Here is a 22,089-nt window from a genome sequence, read left to right as displayed (position 1 = left end):
AAATGGTTCTAATCATTCTATTCTAGTGATTCTAGTTATATAGATTTTTTTATGTTTATTTTTAAAAATAGGAAGGAGAAAAAATATAGAAGTAGAATATAGAAAAATGTAAATTATATAAAATACAACCAACCAATAATAAGGATGAAAAGAGATGAGGCTAAAAATCATTATGAATTCGGATGAACCCATACCGCTTCCGAAATATTACCAACATATCCTCCAAGCGGTCATTTATGAGCTGATTGGGGATCCAACTGTGAAGGAGTTCCTTCACAACCAAGGGTTTCTGTGGGAAAAACGGTCATTCAAGCCACTTTCCTTCTCATGGCTGCAAGGACGGTATGAAGTGAACCGGGCACAAATCGTTTTTCACTCTCCAGTTGCTTTATATCTTAGCTCTCCTTGGGAGCGGTTAATCCGGTTGCTCTTGGAAAATTTGTTTAAACGGGATGGTATTCAGTTGGGCAAGACTCAAGTGTCCATCTCAGATGTAGAGATGTTGCCAGATCCTGTCTTTGGGAAACAAACCCTCATTCGGACACTTTCTCCTATCACTATGTATTCCACTTTAACCGCGCCAGACGGAAGAAAAGTGACCCATTATTATGATGCAAGGGATCCGCAATTTTCGGAGTTGTTGCGCCGGAATCTAGTAAAAAAAGCGCTGGCGTTTCACAACTTGAATTTGAGCGATGCTCCTTTTTCAATACGGTCAGTCGGTAGAGCAGAGGAAGGATTGCGGCAACACACTATCCGTTACAAGTCCTTGATTATCAAAGGGTGGATGGGGATTTTTTGCATGGAAGGGGATGCCAGACTGAAGAAAATCGCCTATGACATGGGACTTGGGGGGAAGAATGGCATAGGTATGGGATTTATCGCTGTAAATGATTGAAGGAGGTGAACTTGTTGATTCAAGCAATTGCCAAGTTGGGGAGAAGAAGTATTCAAAAATCAGGAAAAAGTTTGGTTGCGATCCAAACCCAATCCATTCATCCTCAAAAATATCCCCACTTGATAGTTCTCGACGTGAAGGGGGACTTCGTTTATGTCCGTGTTGAAGAAACCTCCTATGAAAAAATGTCTTTATTGTTATATAGAAAAGGACCCGGTGCCAATAGTGCCAACTATTCCCCAGTGGCACTAGTCACCGATTGGGAAAAAACGTTTCAAAACAAGATTTTGCGTTGGTTCGAGTGGGTAGAGAGGCAAAAAGAATATGTGAACCCAGAATGTGTCGCCTTTACGAAGCGAATCCATCAGGTCCTGTTGAACCACCAGAATAAATTGCTGCCGGAAATGATGGGGAAAGAAGTCGATCCCAAAAAGGGGATCGTGTTAGCGGTTGCTGTTGACGGTAAATACCCCGCAGAAATCCCAGAATTGGTGACGATCTTTCAAACCTTAATCGGACTGAAGGAAAACGAGATTACTTCGGAGTCCAAAACTTGTTCCGTATGCGGATGTGTGAAACCGTTGGTGATGGCGGGTTCGTCTGCTTTCAAATTTTACACGATTGACAAGCCTGGATTCATCGCCGGAGGGTTTCAGGAACAAGGTTCTTGGCGAAATTATCCTGTCTGTTCGGAATGCAATTTGCACTTGCAAGAAGGACGGCGTGTCTTGGAACAAGAGATGCGTTTCAGTTTTTGTGGCATTCCTTACTTGTTAATTCCGGAATTTTTGTTCGATAACAATGAAACCCAAGAGGATATCATGGAAATCATTACTGAGCGGAAAAAGCGGTTGGGGCTTGATGATCATTCGAAAGATGATTACCTGATCAGCGAAGACGAAATCCTGTGTTCTCTTCAAGATTCCTCGGATCACGTCATGTTCCATCTGTTGTTCTTGAAACAAGTCCAGTCTGCTGAAAGAATTCTGCTGTTGGTGGACGATGTGGTTCCTTCCCGCCTGCGAACCCTGTACGAAGCAAAGGAAAAGGTGGAAGTCCGTTTTCCGAAAAAGGACGATCCCGATGATTATCTGCGGTTCCATTTCGGGCGGATTCGGCCTTTCTTCTTCAAATCCGATAAAAACAAGCGGGAAGCGGATTTGGATGGCTATTTTCTGCAAATCGTAGAATCCGTGTTTCATGGAAAAACGCTGGATGCGGGCTTTGTCATCGGCTTTGTCATGAAGAAACTTAGAAATTTACTGATCACGGATTCATCGGATTTTTCCAAGATCGTGACCAATGCCATGATGAGTCTTCAATTTTTTTGTGAGCTTGGATTAATCAAGTCAAAAGGAGTTGGAAACGTGGAGAGTCAATTTCACGACTTTTTCGGGAAATACCCCTATTACGACACTCCAGAAAAACAAGGGTTATTTTTGTTGGGAGTGTTGACGCAACAGCTTTTGAACTTGCAACAAGATATTCGCAAAGCCCAGCCGTTCAAAAAACAATTGAAGGGATACAAAATGCTGGAGGGGGATTTTCGCGGCTTGTTCTCGGATGTGTCAGAGAAATTCGATCAATATGAGGGAACATCCGAATACGCTAAATACGCCAAAAGCAGAAAACGGCTTACGGAGGAAATTGGTCATCTACTGGGTTCTGTTCCGGGAGGATGGAAACTTTCCATCGATGAGATGAACTACTGCTTCGTCACTGGAATGAGCATGGTATATCGGGTTGTATCTTTTCTCAAAAGCTTGGAAAACAAGGAGGAAATTTCATGTTGAACCGTTCCGAAATCCTGTTTCTATATGACACAACGTGGTCCAATCCAAATGGAGACCCGGTGGACGAAAACAAACCGCGCATCGATAAGGAAACATCCAAAAACATCGTCACCGACGTTCGTTTAAAGCGGACGATTCGCGATTATTTGTACGAGCACAAACAAATGGAAATTTTTGTGAGAGAAATCAAAAACGACCAAGGAAACATTCAGGATGCCAAACAAAGGGCGGAAGATTTTTTGGTGCAAAACGGGGAAAAGATCTCCAAATCGAAATTGTCGTTACAAGAGATGAAGCAAATTATTTACGAAAACATGGTTCAACAGTGCATTGACGTGCGTTTGTTCGGCGGAACCATTCCAATCGAAAAATCGACAAAAGAAAAAGGAAGTATTACTCTGACTGGACCTGTTCAGTTTCAAATGGGTAGCTCCATGCACAAGGTTAAGCTTCATTATGTCAAAGGGACGGGTGGATTCGCATCCAAAGACAACCAGACGCAAAAAACGTTCCGTGAAGAATATGTCTTGCCCTACTCTTTGATCACTTTTTACGGTGTCGTCAATGAAAAAGCCGCATTTAACACGAAACTTCGGGAAGAAGATATCGAATTGCTTTTGGAAGCCATGTGGAACGGGACAAAGAGCCTGATTTCCCGAAGCAAAATCGGCCAGCAACCGCGACTCCTTCTCAACGTGGTGTACAAGAAAGGTTGTTTTCAAATTGGCGAGTTGAATCGACTGGTCTCCTTTAAAAGTGAGAAATTGGATGAAGAGATTCGGCATGTCTCGGAAGGGATCCTGTATCTCGATTCATTGGTTAGAATGCTAGGCAAATATCACGATCGGATCCAGCGCATCGATTGGATAAAGGACGAAGCGGTTGCCACTTCCCATTCCCTTACGGACGTTTGCTCGGCCTTGGGGATCGAAGTGAGAGAATTGTCATTTTAGGGGAGATAAGGATGAGGACACTCATATTCGATCTCTGGGGGGAGTGGGGACACTTCCGGAAGTATTATTCGACCAGTTCCCCGCTTACTTTCGCCGTAATCACACCCACCGCCGCATTAGGTGTGATCGGGGCGATTCTGGGGTTGGCCAAGGAAGATAATGAATACTTGAAAATCCTCAATCAAGCGGGAACTAAGATCGGCATCGGTGTGAACCGGCCGGTGAAAAAAACGTCGATGGGGATCAACTACATCAACACTAAAGGAAATGTCTGGGTTCCGAAACAGCGAAAGGAAGGGGCGAGGAGCCCAATTTGCGTCGAATATTTGCGGGATCCCCATTATCGATTGTACGTGGCCATGGGAGACGGGGTTTTGTATCAACAGCTTGTGGATCGTGTGCGAAACCATGAAACTCATTATACTCTCTCACTTGGACTCAGCGAGTTGCTTGCCAATTTTCGTTTTGTCGATGAGTGCGATTCACAATTGGTTCATAATCCAGAACAACCTGTGGAACTACATTCCATCGTTCCTTTGTCGATGATTCGCCCAAAGGGAGTTCCTTTCAAACCGGGGAAGAAGTACAAAAAAGAGATGCTTCCTATTTGTATAGACGAGCATCGGGTGGTCCAACGTTATGAAGAATGCTTAATCGAAACGCAAGGAAAGGACATATTTGCCCTCATTCATTCGTATTGGGAAGGAAACGGCCATCGCTTCATTTTTTGCAATGGATAGGAGTAGGGAGACATGACGGAGTTGTATTCACATCCGGACCAAATGTTGTTGGATCACATCCAAGGCGTGATCCGGGTTGCCAAAGCTTTGTGCGAACAACGCAACTTCATCGGCGGAGGGGATCCGCATTTTCCTGATCTTATTGGCATCGCCTCCGCTTTTCACGATTTTGGCAAGGCTACTTCTTATTTTCAAGATTATCTTTTGCGAACAAAAAGAAAAACGGTAATGAGCCGCCACTCCTTGCTTTCTTCCATCGTCGGTTACCAATTGGCGAAAATGATGCTGATGAAGAGGGGAGTGTCCCCTCTTCCCGATTCATTTTTTCTATGGGTAACAATCAAAAGGCATCATGGAGACCTCCTTTCTTTCAAGGACGAATTAAACTCGTTTCGAAGTGAAAAGGAGAACTTGCTTCGGCAAGCCAGAGCGGTAAACTATGACGAGTGGAACAGGATTTGTTCGCACTTGCTTCCGGAGTTACCGGGAGAATTGGATTCCATCTTGCCCTTAACGGAAGAAGTAATAGTTACATGGATCCGGGGATTTGAGAAAGAAATGGCGGAACTCAGAAGGTGGCTAAGAAAACGAGATTTTACCTTGGAGGACTATTTTCGTTTCTGCAATCTGTATTCGGTGCTGCTGGACGCCGACAAAAACCAAGCCGCGCTCAGGGAAAATGTTGTGTTGGACAGAAGGGATTTAGCTGCTGACCTCGTCCTCCGTTTCAAACAAAAAGAAACGTGGTTTCCATCCCCACTTAATGAATGGAGGGATAAGGCATTCAATGAGGTGGATCGCAATATCTGCGAGAAAGAAGGTCGGATCTTTTCTATTCATCTGCCCACGGGAATGGGAAAAACACTAATCTCTTTTCACGCTGCGCTTCAATTGCGGGAGAAGCGTAAAAAAGAAACCGGTTATGCCCCGAGAATCATTTACGTTCTTCCATTTTTGAGTGTCATTGACCAAAATTTCGATGTGCTAGAACGGGTCATTCAGATGGAAGAAGGGAGTGTGGATCATTCTGTATTAATGAAACATCATTCCCTCGTGGAGCCCATCTATGATAATGCCGATCCAGAACATGTTTTTGGTGTGAACGAGTCCAACTTACTGATCGAAGGATGGAATTCCGAGATTGTTTGCACCACGTTCGTTCAACTGTTCCAAACCCTTCTAAGCAATCGGAATCGGGTTCTGCGCCGGTTCCACCGTATGTCTCACTCCATTATCCTAATCGACGAGATTCAAGCCGTTCCCCATAAATACTGGAGACTGGTACGGGAACTCTTGTTGCGATTGTCGGAAGAAAGCGACATTCTGTTATTGACGGCGACAGAACCGAGAATTTTCGAGCCGGGGGATCCCGTTCTTCGCCTTTGTGATCCTCTTCCTTATTTTCAAGCAATGAACCGGGTAAAAATAGTTTCGAAACTCGACTCCTTTCAAACTGTGGAGGAGTTTGTCGCCGGTTTGAAGGTGGACAAGGATCATTCTTATTTGTTTATTTTTAATACTATCGGTTCGTGTAAGAAAGCCCATGAATTATTGAAAGAAAAGTTGGATGAACCAATCGGATTTTTAAGCACCCATCTTCCCCCAAAAGAACGTTTGAAACGGATCCAGGAGATCAAGCGGGGAAAATATCGGATCGTCGTCAGCACACAATTGGTTGAAGCAGGGGTAGATATCAGCTTTGACGTTGTGTATCGGGATCTGGCCCCCCTTGATTCAATTATTCAATCTGCCGGCCGTGGGAACCGGAACGGTATCAAACCGGGAGTCGTTTATGTGGTTTCTTTGTGGGATGAAAGGAGAAGTTATGCTTCTTACATTTACGAACCAGTCAAATTGGATGCAACCAAAGTGTTATTGTCCAGTCGGGAGTGGGATGAGTCTGATTTGTTCTCCATGATGGAAGAATATTTTGCTTTGCTGAAGGGAAGCACCGCGCAAGATGAATCGGAATATTTCCTTAACGCTATGAAAAATTTCTTTTTTAGCGGGGACGACTTGGAGGGAGACAAACGGCCGGTCAGCCAATTTCGCTTGGTGGAAGAAACCTGCGAGAAAATCGATGTATTTGTAGAAATGGACGAAGAAGCGCAAAGGGTTTGGGCGAAATATAGGGAGGTCAAAAAAATACAAGATCCGTTGGCTAAGCGTGAAGCGTTTTTGCGGTTGAAGAAATCGCTGATGGAATACGTCATCTCGATCCCTGCAAATGTCGACAATCGGCCGCCCAAATTGGAGGAAGATGATCTTTTCTATTTTGTTGGTTCACTTCAGTTAAGCGATTACTATAACTCCGAGACGGGATTTATAACAAAAGGAGTGATTCCCGTTTGGTAAACGGAACGCTTATCTGGTATTTCTACATTTGTGAGAGGGAAGTTTGGCTAATGTCCAGGAGGATTGAACCTGATCAGGATAAAGACGCTCTGGTCATCGGCCGTTACTTGCATGAGAACAGCTACAACCGGAAGAAGAAAGAAGTTGACTTGGGGCATATCAAACTGGATGTGTTGCGGAAGGAAGGAAAACGGCTCATCATTGGTGAGGTGAAAAAGAGTTCTCGTTTTCAAAAAAGTGCGGAGATGCAGTTGGCTTTCTATCTGCGCGAGCTGAAGCGACTGGGGATCGAGGCGGAAGGGGAGATCTTGTTTCCGGATGAGAAGAAGAAATGCATTGTTCAATTATCACCAGACATAGAAAAGGAATTGGAAACGGCAATCGATAAGATTGAAACCTTGATCCGTCAAGATATTCCGCCGCAGGCTAAAACCAATCCCTTTTGCAAACGGTGCGCTTACCAGGAATTTTGTTGGGCATAGGGGGAGATCGAGTGAAAAAGCCCATTTACATTACCAGCCATGGAGAACTAAAACGAAAAGACAATACCCTGTTTTTTGAAACGGAGGAGGGAGTCAGGTATATTCCCGTCGAAGACACGAAGGAAATCCATGTGTTGGGCGAGGTTACGATAACCAAAAAGTTTTTGGAATTTTGTGCCCAAAAGGGGATTCTTTTGCACTTCTACAACTTTCACGAATATTACACAGGTTCCTTTTATCCAAAGGAACACCTTAATTCGGGTTATATGATCGTAAAACAAACTGAATACTATCTCGACGGGGAAAAGAGATTGGACTTGTCCAAAAGGTTTGTGTCCGGTTCGCTCCTTAATCTTGAACAGGTTTTGAAATACTATGTGAACCGGGGAAAGCCGGTTGAGCCTATTTTGGAGAGAATCGGGAAGGAACGGGAAAATGTGGATGGAGTAGGGGACATCCCAGCATTGATGGGTATCGAAGGAAGGGCGCGGGAAGCTTATTATTCTGCCTTTGACCTGATCCTGGAAAATAAAGACTTTGTTTTTGAGAAAAGAAGCCGACGTCCTCCTTTGAATAGAATGAATGCCTTGATCAGTTTGGGCAACCAATTGCTGTACAATATCGTTTTGAGTGAAATATATAAAACGCATCTGGACCCAAGGATCGGTTTCTTACATTCTTCCAACTTTCGCCGATTCTCGTTGAACTTAGACGTTGCAGAGATATTCAAGCCAATTATCGTCGATCGCGTGATCTTAAGCCTGATTGGGAAAAAGGAACTTCAAGCAAAAGATTTCAGCAAGGAATTTCAAGGCGTGGTTCTGAAGGACAAAGCCTATTCATTGTTTTTGAGAAAATTCGATGAAAGGCTCCAAGCCACTATCAAACATCGAAAATTACGGAGAAATGTTTCCTATCGGTCATTAATCCGCATGGAACTTTACAAAGTCCAAAAACATTTGATTGGGGAAGAAGAGTACGAGCCTTATAAATCGTTGTGGTAGGAGGAACAATGTCTTGTTCGTCATATTGGTCTATGACGTGAATCAGAAGAGGGTCGCCAAGGTGTTGAAAAAATGTCGTGCCTATCTCCATTGGGTACAAAACTCCGTGTTTGAGGGGGAAATTACTCCAAGCAATCTTTATAAGCTGAAACACGAACTTAACCGATTGATCGATAAGAACGAAGACTCCGTTATAATTTACACATTTAGGACCTTAACCTATTCCAAACGTGAAGTGTTAGGGTTGGAAAAGCGTCCATTGGACAACTTCTTATGACACTTTCGTCGTCGATCGGGAGTGGTGCAAAAAACCCCGTGGATCGACGACATTTTTTCTTTTATTTTTCAATGAATTTGTTTTTTGAGTGAATAAGAGAAAAGAATGTGCTAAAATAAAGGCAGATTTTATGCGGGGTTTTGGGGTTTAGGAACTACCTATAAGGTATTGAAACAAATAAAGAAGAACAAAAAAGAGCCGATCCAATCGGAGTTTAGGAACTACCTATAAGGTATTGAAACTAAAATTGTTTCCTCGTGTTTTTCATGGACCGTTTGTTTAGGAACTACCTATAAGGTATTGAAACAAGATCGGGTTTTTCGGGGGCGGGAATGGTTTCAAATGTTTAGGAACTACCTATAAGGTATTGAAACACGTACTCCATTCGTTTTTTAGCGGCCGTGCGATACGGTTTAGGAACTACCTATAAGGTATTGAAACTCGACCCAGAACTCAGCAAAAGTTCCCCTGGCGCTCCCGGTTTAGGAACTACCTATAAGGTATTGAAACTTGCTATCCTTGCATAGTGATCTGTTACTCCTTCAGTTTAGGAACTACCTATAAGGTATTGAAACTTGACACGCCTCCATCCCTCGGGTTGATCGCCGGAAAGTTTAGGAACTACCTATAAGGTATTGAAACTACATTGCAAAGCAATGTCCGTGCGAGAGCTCGAAAGTTTAGGAACTACCTATAAGGTATTGAAACTGGTGATGTTGCTATTTGCGTAACGTTTTTACTTTGTTTAGGAACTACCTATAAGGTATTGAAACATCCGTTCGACAAGGAATGCGCCCGATACAATCCAAGTTTAGGAACTACCTATAAGGTATTGAAACTAAAACAAACAAAACTCTAAACCGAAGCAACGTCTTAGGGTTTAGGAACTACCTATAAGGTATTGAAACTCTAATGACACAACAACATTCTGTTGTTGTTTAACGTTTAGGAACTACCTATAAGGTATTGAAACATGCTATTAACACAACAGTGAAGAGAGAAAACCGTTTGGTTTAGGAACTACCTATAAGGTATTGAAACTATTTTAACAAAGCACTTGATCACCTCATTCAGAGGTTTAGGAACTACCTATAAGGTATTGAAACTTGATGTACTTTTTCGAAACCAAAGGAAGCCGATGCGTTTAGGAACTACCTATAAGGTATTGAAACTCCTTGTAATACTCCCAGCCAACCCAAGCACATGGGTTTAGGAACTACCTATAAGGTATTGAAACCCTTTATAGCACCGTTGCTGCGTTAGCAATGAAGGGTTTAGGAACTACCTATAAGGTATTGAAACTCGAGTATGACACGGGAAAAGATGATTTCCGCAGAAAGTTTAGGAACTACCTATAAGGTATTGAAACATAGCTCACTTAGATTAGACTGCATATCCATATCAAGTTTAGGAACTACCTATAAGGTATTGAAACCTACGGCCATGCCCACATCTCATCCTTAGGCTGGAGGTTTAGGAACTACCTATAAGGTATTGAAACATCTCTAACTCGTGGATATTCTCCGGTGGGACGTGTTTAGGAACTACCTATAAGGTATTGAAACCACTTGAACTTGAACGAACTGAACCGAAAGTGGTCGGTTTAGGAACTACCTATAAGGTATTGAAACAAACTAATAAAACAAGCACGGAAAGCAGAAGAAAAAAGGTTTAGGAACTACCTATAAGGTATTGAAACACGGCTGAAATCACACTGAAAATTGACTGTTTATGAGTTTAGGAACTACCTATAAGGTATTGAAACCATTATACTGGTCATTCTCGGGATTCCGGTTGATGCTTTGGGTTTAGGAACTACCTATAAGGTATTGAAACATCATTAAGTCGTCATTTGTCGCCGGGCCGTCATAAATCGTTTAGGAACTACCTATAAGGTATTGAAACATAATCTTAGCAGCCCGTCCAAGCATGGGGAAAACGTTTAGGAACTACCTATAAGGTATTGAAACTATATATACACTTCATTTTTTCGGCCCTTTTTCAGGTTTAGGAACTACCTATAAGGTATTGAAACACAGACAAAAGACTCCGAAGTAACCAATATGGAGAAGCAGTTTAGGAACTACCTATAAGGTATTGAAACACAGACAAAAGACTCCGAAGTAACCAATATGGAGAAGGTTTAGGAACTACCTATAAGGTATTGAAACAAAGCGATGTAAACCTTGATAAGAAACAAAAAGCAAGTTTAGGAACTACCTATAAGGTATTGAAACCCATGCCGCCGATCGTTCATGCCTGCAAGCGTGGTCGGTTTAGGAACTACCTATAAGGTATTGAAACATTCTTGCTTCAACATCTCGTTCTGTTCCAAAATCGGGTTTAGGAACTACCTATAAGGTATTGAAACTTAATAATCGGTCTCGCTTCGCGCCCAAAAAAGAAGTTTAGGAACTACCTATAAGGTATTGAAACTACTTTACGCCCGGCTCATCCTCCCTCTCTCTCCAGGTTTAGGAACTACCTATAAGGTATTGAAACCTTGGTGGGAAAACAGAAATAAAAAAGGACAGTCAAGTTTAGGAACTACCTATAAGGTATTGAAACTCCCCGTCTAGGAAGGATTGGTCACCTTTCTTCTGAGTTTAGGAACTACCTATAAGGTATTGAAACTTCGATCTGGCCAAAACCGTTACACTTGTCACAGGTTTAGGAACTACCTATAAGGTATTGAAACCGTCATCCCCTCGTTGTGGCGGTGGAAAGACGCTGTCGTTTAGGAACTACCTATAAGGTATTGAAACTTCCTTGCGCAAATTTACGATTCATATCGCCTATACTCGTTTAGGAACTACCTATAAGGTATTGAAACTGTATGAAAGAGCTTTTTGGGCGCGGGAAGTGGCGGAGTTTAGGAACTACCTATAAGGTATTGAAACACTCCCAGTTCATCCATCTTCCGATATCTTCTATCCATGTTTAGGAACTACCTATAAGGTATTGAAACCTGGCTCTAACAACTTTGCGATAAAGTCAAACATCAGTTTAGGAACTACCTATAAGGTATTGAAACTTTGCCACAGCCAAACTAAGAAAACCTCCTGGTATGATGTTTAGGAACTACCTATAAGGTATTGAAACAAAGGTGCCCAAATGGAGTTAACTACGGCTCTGCGGGTTTAGGAACTACCTATAAGGTATTGAAACTGAAGCACTAGCTAAAGAATACTTTGAAAAAAACAGTTTAGGAACTACCTATAAGGTATTGAAACTTTCGATCTTGCTTCTCAAACTCATCCGATTGGATTGGGTTTAGGAACTACCTATAAGGTATTGAAACAAGCAAGAATTAAACGAGTTGAAAGGCCGGCTGGCCAGAGTTTAGGAACTACCTATAAGGTATTGAAACTCTAAAACCTCCAACCCTTTTCCGTCTTCATCAAAAGCGTTTAGGAACTACCTATAAGGTATTGAAACTCAACAATAACAATATTGTCACCCGTTTTCTTCCTCAAGTTTAGGAACTACCTATAAGGTATTGAAACTTATACGGAGGGTGTTGTTGTAGATAAGGAAGAGCAGGTTTAGGAACTACCTATAAGGTATTGAAACTCCTCCAAACGGAACCAACCCTCACAGCCTGTTACCGCCGGTCTATAATTGACCCAGGATCGCCGAAAAAGAATTGACCCACTCCCCGTCGAATAAATCCCCTTCGAATAATACCGCCAAATTTCTTCGGAGGGGGATCTATGTTAGGGAGTGGGACTGTGATTAAATTACACGAATTGAAGGCGATTGGCAAGAGTATTCGGGCTATTTCGAGAGAAACTGGACATGCCCGCAATACCGTTCGACGGTATCTTCGCACTCAGGGGCTTCCCCTTAAATCTGTCTTATGGCATCATACCAAAAACGGTATCATTTGGCTGGGCGATTTATTGCTTGAGGAAGAAACGAAACAGAAATATAAACCATGGCTCAATAAATTGCGTAAAAAACAAAGTGAAAGCTTCCCTTGTTCCAGAAGAAAGTCGCAATCAGAAGCAAATCGCTATCTGGAAACCGAAGTTCTTTGGTTGTTGTGGACGGATAAGAAAGAGCGTGCGCAACAGTTTCAAAGTCGGTTCCAGGATGCACTAACACGAATCCAAGGGGAAAATCAGCTTGAGCCAGTCGAAGTCGTTCCTGATCTGCGAAAGGTTGAAAAAGGTTATCTCCAATATGATCTCCCTCATCTTTGCTTATATCAAAAGGAGTTGAATCAACTTTTGTATCTGCCTGCAGCCGAAGAATTGGACGAATCTTTTTACTTTGAACGGAAACAAAAAACAAGCATTCCACAAGAAATGTTTTCCGTCGAACCGGGGGCGATTCCATTTGCCCGCTGCTTGAGCACAAACAAGGTGATCTCATTACCCCCACCAAAAAGTAAGCAGGATCTGGATGACCGTGTGAAAGCAACTTTGCTTGTTGGAGAGCAAGGGGGTGGGAAAACGACCGCGCTTGTAAACATGATCCTCGAAACGTTTTATGTTCGGGCCAAGAATCGGGAAGAGTGGAAAAAGCATGCTCGCTCGGTAATCAGCTTTGATGTAGCCGATGGGGCTATTATGGCTGAAACACTGCAGCATATCCCTGATTGGCTGCTTGATCGGGTGATCATATTAAATCATGCGGATACTAGGAATCCGATCCCGGTTAACTTCCACGATATCCTGAAACTGACGAAAAATCCTACACAGATTGCTGAACTTGAGACCCGCATTTTACTGGACTGCCTCAAAGATGATACCAAGACCATTGCGATTGAACGGTACTTTAAAAATGCCCTGAAAGCTAGTTATGTGGCCGGAAAAGGAAATATCCTGGATGCGATGAGGATCCTGATCAATCAGGAATATCGCAACCAGATTACACAAGAGTTAGAGAAAACCAATGGTTACCTGTATGTAGAGCTTTTACAGATGGAACAGGAGTTTGAGGATGATAAAAACATCCTGAAAACCATTGAAAATCGAGTTTCTGCTTATCGTACCGACCCATCCTTAATGGAAGTGATTGCCCAAGAGCCATCCGAAGCGATTGATTTTTGGAAATGGATGAATGGGGATGAGGATGGGCCTTTTCTTGTTCTCATTTATCTGCCAAAGAGCAACGATTCCATTTCCGAAGCGTGCCGCAACTTCTTATTTACCCATTATTTCATTAAGATTTGGCGGATGATGTTGGTTCGTGAAATTCTTGCTCCGTATCAACGACCGGAAACACTCGTGATTGTAGACGAGATTCATCAAGTGTTGGGTCAGCGAGCCGTTCAAGCGGTTTTTGGAGATGTTTTTAAGGAACCGCGTAAATATCGGGTTCGATATGTATTTACTTTCCATGGCTGGTCATCGCTTGAACAGGCGGGGAAGAAAAAAGAGTCCATTATGAAATCGATGAAAGAAGCAGGGTGCAATCTCTTTTTGCTCAAAGGGGGAGATGAGTTTTTCAAATCCTTTTCAGCGATGCTTTATCCGTACACTGTCGATGATTTTAATGAATTGATGAAGATGCGCTATTGTGGAATTTTTCGGGTTGCAGTGAATAAGCAAAGCCATGTCATTCAAGCCAAACTATTGGAGCCGGCGGAGCAGCGCCTGCCAAAAGTCCGGAGTGTCAAGTTGGAGGAAGTTCGCCGGACTCCAAACAAATTGGGGCGCTCCGGCGAGATTGTTCAAAAGAGGATCACCAATGAGCTGAAAGAGATGTATCGAGGCTCGGCCAAAAAAGAGAAAAAAATGAAAAAGCATGTGGAGATCGATTTTTAGGGAGGGGAGAGCGTGGTTATTGACATTTTGCGAAATGAAGACTTGGAAACACAGGAGAAACTGATGCTTCTCCTTTTTTATTTGGGCATGGCCGACCGTTATCAGCTGGCAACATTGTTGGCCAAATCCGTTCACACCATTGATAAGACGATCAAACGGCTAAATAAGAAGAGCAGAGAAGAGAAACATATTATTTCCTTAACCGCTCCTTTTAACAAAGGTCCGCGCATGTATCAGTTGGGACCCGCTGGTTGGAAATGGGTGATGGGATGGATCGAGGAAGATCGCAAATATTATGAGCGTAGTGAGTCACAGAAACGGCATTACCGGGGAATGACGGAGATTTTGATCCGCATCATTGAAACGATCGGGAGAGACCAAGCGTTAAAGTGCGTTAGTTATTACAACACATACGAAGCCACAGTCATGTTTCGTTATCCGTGGGAAGTGGTCCGTTGGCAGGAATGGCAAGACCCAAAAGTCAGGCAAGAAGAGGAAAAAGAATTGCCAAGGCCGGATCTTTGTTTGGAAATCGGTGAAAACTCATTCTGGATTGAGTACGATACCGCCAATGAAAGCCCAAATAAAATCAAGGCAAAATATCGAAGGTATTACCGGGCTTTTAATCAATTGGCAGAAACATCAAGCTCACGAAAACCAATCATTTGGGTGACCACGAGTCAAGGGCGTGTCAAAAGGATGAGGCATTGGTTGCAGATGGTGAAACGGGAGCTGGAGTTCCGAGAGATGAAGAATCCTCCGCCAGAAATGTTCTTTTTTGTTGAAGGGGAGGAAACAAAATATCTTCTCAATCCTCAATGGTTGTGTGCCATCTTATCCCTGTTCGTGTCCCGGTAGGGTTCCCTGGTGATCGGTTGCTTGATGTACCGATCGATGAAAACGAAAACCAAGGATTAAATAAAGGAATTTTGATGTTTTTTCTTGGCGACTAATCTTATCTTTTTTTTCATTTTTTATTGATTTTGTCGAAAGGAGGGGGGAATATGCCTTCATTTGAATTGATGGTAACAAAGACATCAACCATTTCATCTGCGCTTCTCATTGGAACCACTTGTATTTTGATTCTTTATTTGCTGCTGCAAATGAGTGTTTTACTCGAGATCCTTTTGTCTGGAAAAGGAATGGAGACGGTAACGAGTGTGATCTCAAAGCTGGAGTCGGAAAATGGCGAGATCGAGCTAAAGCCATTTTTAGTCAGCACAAAAGGAAGGGGCTATCACAAATGGGTTTGGAGTGTGATCGGAATCGGTTATGGATTGGGAGGATTATTCATGTTGTTACCGGTTCTACTGATTATTTTGGGTTTCTATGTCGTATCCAAGTACTTTGTTTTCAAGATATTAGGGAGACTCCAAGTTGGCAGAAGCAAATGAAGTAGCATTCCTGTTAGCAAAAGGAGTGTTTTTTTTAGGCTCGTACACCAGAACTTCATGCATATTGTAAAGAGAGGGGGGATGAGTGTGAAGAAAATCTCTTTGCGTCTCGGGAAAGAAACCTACGGAAACAAGGACATTCATGCAGCTTTTCATGAAGCATTTGCACCTTATTTTGCGGTTGAAGAAAAAACGAATCAAGTAAATCTGCTGAAAACATGGAAAACTCTCTCTAGCAAAAGTGGATCAATGGAGACCGCTGTGAATCAATAAGGAAGAGCTTGGCACATCGCCAAGCGTGGACAGACAAGCTTTCTGAGAGGAAGTGAAGTTTTTGCGACTAATTCCATATCACGTTTAGAGCGCCTTCATTCTAATAACAGATGAGGCGCTTCTTATTTTTCATCAGAAGTTCCATATACATTACATAAGAGACTTGATCGTGGAGGAGAAAATGGAGAAAAACAAATATGCGGTATATGTACGGGTTTCTACAGACAAAGATGAGCAAATTTCATCGGTAGAGAACCAAATTGATATTTGCCGGAACTGGCTGGAACGGAATGGATTTGAATGGGATGAGAAGTGTATTTTTAAAGACCAAGGGATCAGTGGAACCGTATTTTTGGAACGGCCAGCGATCCAATTAATTTTAGAAAAAGCGAAACGGAAAGAAATTGAAATGGTCGTGTTTAAATCGATCAGCCGCTTGGCGCGGGATCTTAAGGATTCGTTGGAAATCCGGGAAGTGTTGATTGCCCACAATGTACGGATTATCTCGATTGAAGAGGGATACGATTCGCACAAGGCGGGCAAAAACGATATGGCCTTTGAATTGTGGTCATTATTCTCGGCACAATACAGCCGAACCCTTTCCTCCAGTGTATCTGCTGCTTTGGCAGCGAAGGTAAGGCGGGGAGAACATATTGGCAAAATTCCCTATGGCTATGACCGGGTAGACGGGTTTTTGCAAATCAATGAAGAGGAAGCCCAGGTCGTGCGGCAGATCTTCGACTGGTACACAAAGGACGGGTGGGGTTTTAAGCGGATCACCAGTGAATTAAACCGGCGGAATATCAAACCGAGGGAAAGAAAGAAGTGGCAAATCACCTCGGTGCAGCGCTTGATTCAAAACCCTATTTATTGCGGGGACTTTATCTTAAATCAATATATCAAAATCAAGATCGGCGGGCGTAAGAAACAAATCCGTAACCCCCGAGAGAAATGGCTGGTATTTAAAAATCATCATGTGCCGATTGTCTCCCGGGAAACCTGGGAAAAAGCTAATCCAAAAGAAGGGAATAAAGAGAAAGTAAATATTACACCATGGAATGATTTGCGGGGAATCTGTAAGTGCAGTGAATGCGGGTCCAATATGATCGTAGTCCAAACGACCAAAAAGCGTTCGGACGGTTCCAAGCGGACCTACCGCTATCTGAAATGTTCCAATTACCGTCGATCCGGAACGCATGGCTGTGTCAACCATTGGCCGATATTGCACGAAGATGTAAGAGAATTTGTTATCCAACGTCTTAAAGAAAAAGGAAAATCAATTGCTTTCAACTTTGTGAGCGAAGTGGAACAGGAAAGGGAAAACCAGCTCAAAGCAATTCAAAAGCAAGTGCAACAATGGGAAGAGAAAAAGAAAAGCCTGGTGGATCTGTATTTGGACCAACTAATTGGGAAACAAGAATTTGAAGAAAAACGAAACGAGCTGGAGGAGCAAATTCACCAGCTTGAGGAAGAAATATTGGTTTTGGGGCAAAAAGAATACACCCATAAGAAGGTGCAAAACATCCGGCAAGCGTTTGATGTGCTGGAAGAGGAGAATGAGGATCTATTGCAGGTGTTTCGCACGTTGTTGGATGAAGTGGTGATTTATCCAGATGGAAAGATTGACATGGCTTATTCGTTTGAGAAGGTTTGAATGATGATGTTCATTATGAGCTCCCTTTTTTTGACAGTACAAAGCTATAAGACCATGTCTATTCTGGAAATTTGATGATACTACGACGTTACTCCCGGAGAAGTACCGGAAATGCTTCGAACCACCAATAGACGAGGATATTTCTGCTGTTTGCCTATCAGGAGCCCTTACTGATGGATCGATAAAAGATGTTTGGAGACGAAGGTGGATATTTTTAAAAGTAAATAAGCAGGAAAAAGTTCCGACTTTCCTTTTATAAAGGGGGTCGGAATTTAAATTATAAAGGATATTTTGATTTAGAATAATCCTAGTCTCAGTATCCCTATGAATAAACGGTGTATAGAAGAGATAAATTTTGAGTTACAGACTATACAAGTTCTATAATTTCGCTTTAAATCAGGGAAACCTCATCAACAATCAAAAGGACAAGGAAGCCATCCATGATAATTGTAGTTAAATACCAGTACCTAGTACTATTTCGGACAAAATATGTTCCAAAAGTTTTCGAAGAGTACGCATACGTTTGTCAAACAAAAGATTGCAGTCAAAATTCGCACTCAGGCCGTAGTAGAGTTGGTAAGATTGGGCAATTCAAGATACAATCTTTATGTGACCCTGCCGCATTAGTAAAAGAAGGCAGGCTTTTTTGTGTAGAGAAAATGCCAACTAGATTAATGAACCAGTATAACGTTTTATTAGGTTGAATGTTTACAAATAAATGAAGAGGAAACGCAGGGCATCTGATAGATCTTCTACTGGTACAAAGGATGGATGGAGTTTTAAATAGATTACCAGCGAAACCATAAAAAAACTACTTACTACGAATAACTTTATTGTAGAGCAAAGATCTAGCTTAATGAACCCCAAAAGTCCAGACATTTTAAGCCGCATTTGAGGTAAAACGTTGACGGAACTCCTTTGGAGACAGGTACCCCAACGCAGAGTGTGGCCGTTCTGCATTGTAGAACCGGATGTAGCGGTCGATGTCATTTTTGGCTTCCAGGAAGGTGGTGTATTCCTGGAGCCATACGGTTTCCTCTTTCAGAGTCCGGAACCAGCGCTCGATGTACGCATCGGCATCGGGGTTGTTGTAGCCTGTACGCTCTTCTTGATTCCGGCGTCTTGTAAAGCTTTGACATAACGGCGGCTGGTCATTTGGCATCCATTGTCACTGCGGATCGTCAGGCCACGGCCTTTGACCCCATGAGGAAAACGGTTTTCCAACGCCTGGTTGACAGCAGAAAGAAGCTCATCGGTTCTGCAGAACCGTGAGAAGGAATAGCCTACGATTTCTTTATCATAAGCATCGATTACGGCAAACAGGTAGCCCCATCCGTCACGCCCACACCATATCTTCGTCATGTCGACTTGAAAATGATGATTAGAGCCGGTGACCGGGATCCGGCCCGATTGCTTTTTTCTATTCGCCGTTCCTCCTTTGGAACGGGTTAACAACCCCTGGTCTTTCATGATGCGGTACACGCGCTTGTGGTTGACACGAAGCTGATGCGTTGTACCCGGATTCGGCGATACCCGTTGGTCGGAAACTCTCCGCAAAGCTCCTGGATCTTCTGACGAAGCGCCGCTTCGTCAGAGCGCTCACGCTTTTTGGGCTCATACTCCTTGAGCAGAGCATACCCATAAGTGCGATTGATGTGAAGGGCAGCTGTGATTTGTGGGACCTAATACCCATAGCCGTGCAGGATCCGTACAAAATCCCTGGTCTTTACCTTCGGCCCCAATTCGTCTTTTTTCGGAGAATCTCAATCTGGATCTCCTTTTCACCAATGAGTGCTTTGGCCTTTTCCAGTTCCTTTTCCAACTCTTGCTCACGATTGGAGATCTCGGTTTTCAAGGCGCTTAGTCCACCTTGAATAAAGGCCTCCCGCCACTTGTAATACTTAGTTTGCACAATTCCGTATTCTCTGCATATTGCGGAGATATTAGCCCCTGATGCCATCCCAGCCAATACAATTTCCATTTTTTGCTCAGCAGTCCATTTTCGCCGTCCCATAAAAAAATGACCCCTTTCTTGCTTCCTTTCATTATACTCTATCTTTCGTCTAGAAGCGCATGGGGTCATTATACATTTTCAAGCAAGCTTTTTATACATGCAAATTGAAGAAGAAATTATGATGTTTGGTCTTTCAGATGATGAGATCGACTCAAAAGAATATATTTTATTAACTAAATCGTTGGTGTCCAATTATAAAGTTAGGATTGGACAAGGTGTATATCGAGTATTGTGATCAAATAAATTCAGCTTATGAAGGCATTGAAGAAATTTTAATAACTAATAACACTATAAATATAAGGGTTAATACCGACACGGCATCTAAACTTGTCACTGAGGAAAATATAGAAGTGTTAATTCCACAGAGTATGATCCCAAAAATGTATTTGATTTTTTAGTTAAACTATTTTCGACAGAAGATAGAGTTGTTATTAAGAAAAAATAACTAACTAGTTCAAGTAAAAAGGCAATTGGAGCAAAAATCCGATTGCCTTTTTATTATGTTATACTGCTCAATAGCGAGCACCGTGAAATCTGTCGTCAAAAAACGTACAACACCGCCAAAACCGTGGTGCACTAAGCGGTACACACGGTGACGACGGCGGCGCGGGAAGCCGTGAAACATATCGTGTCCGGCGTGAGACACGTCTACCACAAGGCTAAAGCGCTGGGCAGGAGAGCGGCGTACCATTTCGTCAAGTCGAAATACCACTTTAAAGGTAGGTAAGATTATAAAGAATTTAATAAGGTGAATACGAAAACAAGAAGAAAACAATTTCCAAAGCTTGTTTCCGCTTTGGACCTTGATAGGAGTAAGTGAAGATCAATGGGTGCTCTTTTTGAATTTGTTATATATAGCCTTAAACCTATTTTGTTTGATTTTCTATTAAATAGAGTGAAAAATAGATGTGAGGTTGAAGTTTTAGAAATTGAGATATCCCAAGACTGGGATAGTATAAATACTAAAACAACTAATCAATATAATAAATCTTTATTCGAAAGGTGTTTGATTGAAGGGAAAAGGATGACAGTAAGGTGTAAAATCAATAATAAATTTAATAGTGGATATAGCTTTTCCCAAGTAAGTAAATTTGTCTTTGAAACGTCTCTTTGGGTTGATACAGAAATATTCCCGTCTTTAGATGCTGATTTCATTACGAATTTGACTAAAAATGTTTATGATGAATTGACAAGAGAAATTATCTTCAGTTTTAAAGACAAAGATTTATTAATTGTTGCCGTGGGATCGGAGATTAATGTAGAATTTATTGATAATATTAAGAAAATGATAGATGTCAGTTATAATGTAAATAGATGGATTGTTCCTAGCGAGTTAGATTTGTCGATGGATTTTAAGTACGTTGTTTCATTTATAGATGGTTATAAAATATACTCTAACGAAAAACAGTAATAAAGGCTTAAGGATCAAGTGTAGTACGCCCCTATTGGTCCAACAGAATTGGGTTTGATGATTTGTTTATAAATTAATGCCCACCTCGCACAAAATTGCAAGGCACGCCAAAGCGGCGTACGCGAACATCAAGAAGACGGTTAAACATGCAGTGAAGGAAGCGATGGAACATCGTTAAAACAGCCACTACAGTAGCCGTCTTCGTCGTAGTGAGCGTTTTGACGGATGGAGTCGGCTTTGGTTGCACCTGTTGGAAGGAGCGGAAGGCGCCGCGGTTGCGGGCGAAGTTGGAGAAGTTGAAGAAACGGTTACTTATTTTCGTGTCCGTGGAAACGAATGAAAAGCAGCGATTTTCCTTCAGCGAAGATGGCCAAAAAATTTGGGCGAATCAAGGACATCCTTTACCCATTGACTTGAATTTGGAGCCCATGGAGCCGACGGATCGACTGTATCACATGACGGCCAGTCGCTTTCTTTAAAGGGAGTCGGCATCATGTGCATCTGTCTGGAGATCCCGTTACTGCCCGCCAAGTTGAAAAAAGATATGGGTCCCCAATCATACTGCAGGTTCTGGCTAGAGAAATGCATCGGGATGGGTATAAATGGGGTCTGGTTAACAGAGTTTGTTCCAGCACGATATTTGAGAGAAAAGTGGGAACCCATTAAATAAGGATGAAACATCGTTCACAATGAAATTTCGTCCCAAAGTTTGCAAAAGGTACGCATCAGTAACGTCATGCAAAAGTTAAACGTGAAAGGACGATCCCAAGCTGTAGTGGAGTTGGTAAGATTGGGCGAATTAAAGATATAGTCTGCATGTGACCCTGCCGCATTTGCAAAGAAGGCAGGGGTTTTTATTATATTGATCATTTGGAAAAAGGGGAATGGGAGCCCCTTTTCTCCGTTTCCTAATTTTGCACTACAATGGGTATTCTCTTAAGAAAAGCATTGTTCCAACGGTAATAGAGGGTTTAGATGATGTTGTGCTGACGGCATAATTCAGCGATTGAAATGTTCCTTTAACCTGGCTAAGACGATATCTATTTTTTCCTCCGGGGTCCATCTGC

General features: G+C 42.4%; 18 protein-coding genes, 2 pseudogenes and 1 CRISPR repeat array. Of the genes and pseudogenes, 17 read left to right on the top strand and 3 right to left on the bottom strand.

The window, feature by feature from the left end; translation table 11 throughout:
* Positions 1 to 154: 154 nt before the first annotated feature.
* From cas6 to NYE37_RS10605, 13 genes and pseudogenes are all read left to right on the top strand, one after another.
* Positions 155 to 898, top strand: coding sequence for a CRISPR-associated endoribonuclease Cas6 (cas6, locus tag NYE37_RS10665; protein ID WP_340712014.1), 744 nt, complete (start codon positions 155 to 157; stop codon positions 896 to 898).
* A 14-nt stretch (positions 899 to 912) separates the two neighbouring features.
* The gene (locus tag NYE37_RS10660) at positions 913 to 2,691 is read left to right on the top strand and encodes a TIGR02556 family CRISPR-associated protein (protein ID WP_340712013.1); all 1,779 of its coding nucleotides are present in this window, start codon (positions 913 to 915) and stop codon (positions 2,689 to 2,691) included.
* Positions 2,685 to 3,644: a type I-B CRISPR-associated protein Cas7/Csh2 gene (gene cas7b / locus NYE37_RS10655; protein ID WP_340712012.1), complete on the top strand. Its 960-nt coding sequence runs from the start codon at positions 2,685 to 2,687 to the stop codon at positions 3,642 to 3,644. The genes NYE37_RS10660 and cas7b overlap by 7 nt, the downstream gene beginning before the upstream one ends.
* Positions 3,645 to 3,655: 11 nt before the next feature.
* Entirely contained in the window at positions 3,656 to 4,384 is a 729-nt protein-coding gene (gene cas5b / locus NYE37_RS10650) for a type I-B CRISPR-associated protein Cas5b (RefSeq protein ID WP_340712011.1), read from the top strand.
* Positions 4,385 to 4,396: 12 nt separating this feature from the next.
* Positions 4,397 to 6,739, top strand: coding sequence for a CRISPR-associated helicase Cas3' (gene cas3 / locus NYE37_RS10645; protein ID WP_340712010.1), 2,343 nt, complete (start codon positions 4,397 to 4,399; stop codon positions 6,737 to 6,739).
* Positions 6,733 to 7,221, top strand: coding sequence for a CRISPR-associated protein Cas4 (gene cas4 / locus NYE37_RS10640; protein WP_340712009.1), 489 nt, complete (start codon positions 6,733 to 6,735; stop codon positions 7,219 to 7,221). The genes cas3 and cas4 overlap by 7 nt, the downstream gene beginning before the upstream one ends.
* 11 nt (positions 7,222 to 7,232) lie before the next feature.
* A complete protein-coding gene (gene cas1b / locus NYE37_RS10635; RefSeq protein ID WP_340712008.1) occupies positions 7,233 to 8,225 on the top strand; it encodes a type I-B CRISPR-associated endonuclease Cas1b in 993 nt (330 codons plus the stop codon).
* 13 nt (positions 8,226 to 8,238) lie between these two features.
* Positions 8,239 to 8,502, top strand: a complete 264-nt coding sequence (gene cas2 / locus NYE37_RS10630) for a CRISPR-associated endonuclease Cas2 (RefSeq protein ID WP_340712007.1) — start codon at positions 8,239 to 8,241, stop codon at positions 8,500 to 8,502.
* Positions 8,503 to 8,647: 145 nt separating this feature from the next.
* A CRISPR array of direct repeats spans positions 8,648 to 12,075; the repeat unit is 30 nt; unit sequence GTTTAGGAACTACCTATAAGGTATTGAAAC.
* Between the two features lie 140 nt (positions 12,076 to 12,215).
* Positions 12,216 to 12,347: pseudogene (locus NYE37_RS10625) on the top strand (IS21 family transposase); the annotation flags it as partial.
* Positions 12,348 to 14,288: 1,941 nt separating this feature from the next.
* The gene (locus NYE37_RS10620) at positions 14,289 to 15,134 is read left to right on the top strand and encodes a replication-relaxation family protein (protein ID WP_340712006.1); all 846 of its coding nucleotides are present in this window, start codon (positions 14,289 to 14,291) and stop codon (positions 15,132 to 15,134) included.
* A gap of 146 nt (positions 15,135 to 15,280) precedes the next feature.
* The gene (locus NYE37_RS10615) at positions 15,281 to 15,670 is read left to right on the top strand and encodes a hypothetical protein (RefSeq protein WP_340712005.1); all 390 of its coding nucleotides are present in this window, start codon (positions 15,281 to 15,283) and stop codon (positions 15,668 to 15,670) included.
* Between the two features lie 87 nt (positions 15,671 to 15,757).
* Positions 15,758 to 15,943: a hypothetical protein gene (locus NYE37_RS10610; RefSeq protein ID WP_340712004.1), complete on the top strand. Its 186-nt coding sequence runs from the start codon at positions 15,758 to 15,760 to the stop codon at positions 15,941 to 15,943.
* A 181-nt stretch (positions 15,944 to 16,124) separates the two neighbouring features.
* Positions 16,125 to 17,597 carry a recombinase family protein gene (locus NYE37_RS10605; protein WP_340712003.1) on the top strand — a complete coding sequence of 491 codons (1,473 nt, stop codon included), beginning with the start codon at positions 16,125 to 16,127 and terminating at the stop codon, positions 17,595 to 17,597.
* Positions 17,598 to 18,477: 880 nt separating this feature from the next.
* Here the strand turns inward: NYE37_RS10605 and NYE37_RS14030 are convergent.
* From NYE37_RS14030 to NYE37_RS10595, 3 genes are all read right to left on the bottom strand, one after another.
* Entirely contained in the window at positions 18,478 to 18,642 is a 165-nt protein-coding gene (locus NYE37_RS14030) for an IS3 family transposase (RefSeq protein WP_445330310.1), read from the bottom strand.
* Entirely contained in the window at positions 18,639 to 19,154 is a 516-nt protein-coding gene (locus NYE37_RS10600; protein ID WP_340712002.1) for a DDE-type integrase/transposase/recombinase, read from the bottom strand. The genes NYE37_RS14030 and NYE37_RS10600 overlap by 4 nt, the downstream gene beginning before the upstream one ends.
* Before the next feature lie 169 nt (positions 19,155 to 19,323).
* The gene (locus NYE37_RS10595; RefSeq protein WP_340712001.1) at positions 19,324 to 19,611 is read right to left on the bottom strand and encodes a transposase; all 288 of its coding nucleotides are present in this window, start codon (positions 19,609 to 19,611) and stop codon (positions 19,324 to 19,326) included.
* A gap of 206 nt (positions 19,612 to 19,817) precedes the next feature.
* On the opposite strand from NYE37_RS10595, the gene NYE37_RS14025 reads away from it, so the two are divergent.
* The 4 genes and pseudogenes from NYE37_RS14025 to NYE37_RS10585 all read left to right on the top strand — a co-directional run.
* Entirely contained in the window at positions 19,818 to 20,009 is a 192-nt protein-coding gene (locus tag NYE37_RS14025; protein WP_445330303.1) for an Imm10 family immunity protein, read from the top strand.
* A gap of 428 nt (positions 20,010 to 20,437) precedes the next feature.
* On the top strand, positions 20,438 to 21,022 hold the full coding sequence (locus tag NYE37_RS10590) for a hypothetical protein (protein ID WP_340712000.1): 585 nt from the start codon (positions 20,438 to 20,440) through the stop codon (positions 21,020 to 21,022).
* A gap of 320 nt (positions 21,023 to 21,342) precedes the next feature.
* Positions 21,343 to 21,501, top strand: a complete 159-nt coding sequence (locus NYE37_RS14020; RefSeq protein ID WP_445330309.1) for an RNA 2'-phosphotransferase — start codon at positions 21,343 to 21,345, stop codon at positions 21,499 to 21,501.
* A gap of 242 nt (positions 21,502 to 21,743) precedes the next feature.
* Positions 21,744 to 21,833 (top strand): annotated as a pseudogene (locus tag NYE37_RS10585) (helix-turn-helix domain-containing protein); the annotation flags it as partial.
* Positions 21,834 to 22,089: the final 256 nt, after the last annotated feature.

It is taken from the genome of Thermoactinomyces sp. FSL K6-2592 (assembly GCF_038006465.1).
Classification (GTDB): domain Bacteria; phylum Bacillota; class Bacilli; order Thermoactinomycetales; family Thermoactinomycetaceae; genus Thermoactinomyces; species Thermoactinomyces vulgaris.
This window is presented reverse-complemented; position numbering and strand designations above follow the sequence as displayed.

Bases quoted from the DNA above. Each gene is read 5' to 3' on its own strand.
- cas6 (WP_340712014.1), top strand. From the start codon at position 155: ATGAGGCTAAAAATCATTATGAATTCGGATGAACCCATACCGCTTCCG.
- cas7b (WP_340712012.1), top strand. From the start codon at position 2,685: ATGTTGAACCGTTCCGAAATCCTGTTTCTATATGACACAACGTGGTCC.
- cas5b (WP_340712011.1), top strand. From the start codon at position 3,656: ATGAGGACACTCATATTCGATCTCTGGGGGGAGTGGGGACACTTCCGG.
- cas3 (WP_340712010.1), top strand. From the start codon at position 4,397: ATGACGGAGTTGTATTCACATCCGGACCAAATGTTGTTGGATCACATC.
- NYE37_RS10615 (WP_340712005.1), top strand. From the start codon at position 15,281: ATGCCTTCATTTGAATTGATGGTAACAAAGACATCAACCATTTCATCT.
- NYE37_RS10605 (WP_340712003.1), top strand. From the start codon at position 16,125: ATGGAGAAAAACAAATATGCGGTATATGTACGGGTTTCTACAGACAAA.
- NYE37_RS10595 (WP_340712001.1), bottom strand. From the start codon at position 19,611: ATGGGACGGCGAAAATGGACTGCTGAGCAAAAAATGGAAATTGTATTG.
- NYE37_RS10590 (WP_340712000.1), top strand. From the start codon at position 20,438: ATGGGTGCTCTTTTTGAATTTGTTATATATAGCCTTAAACCTATTTTG.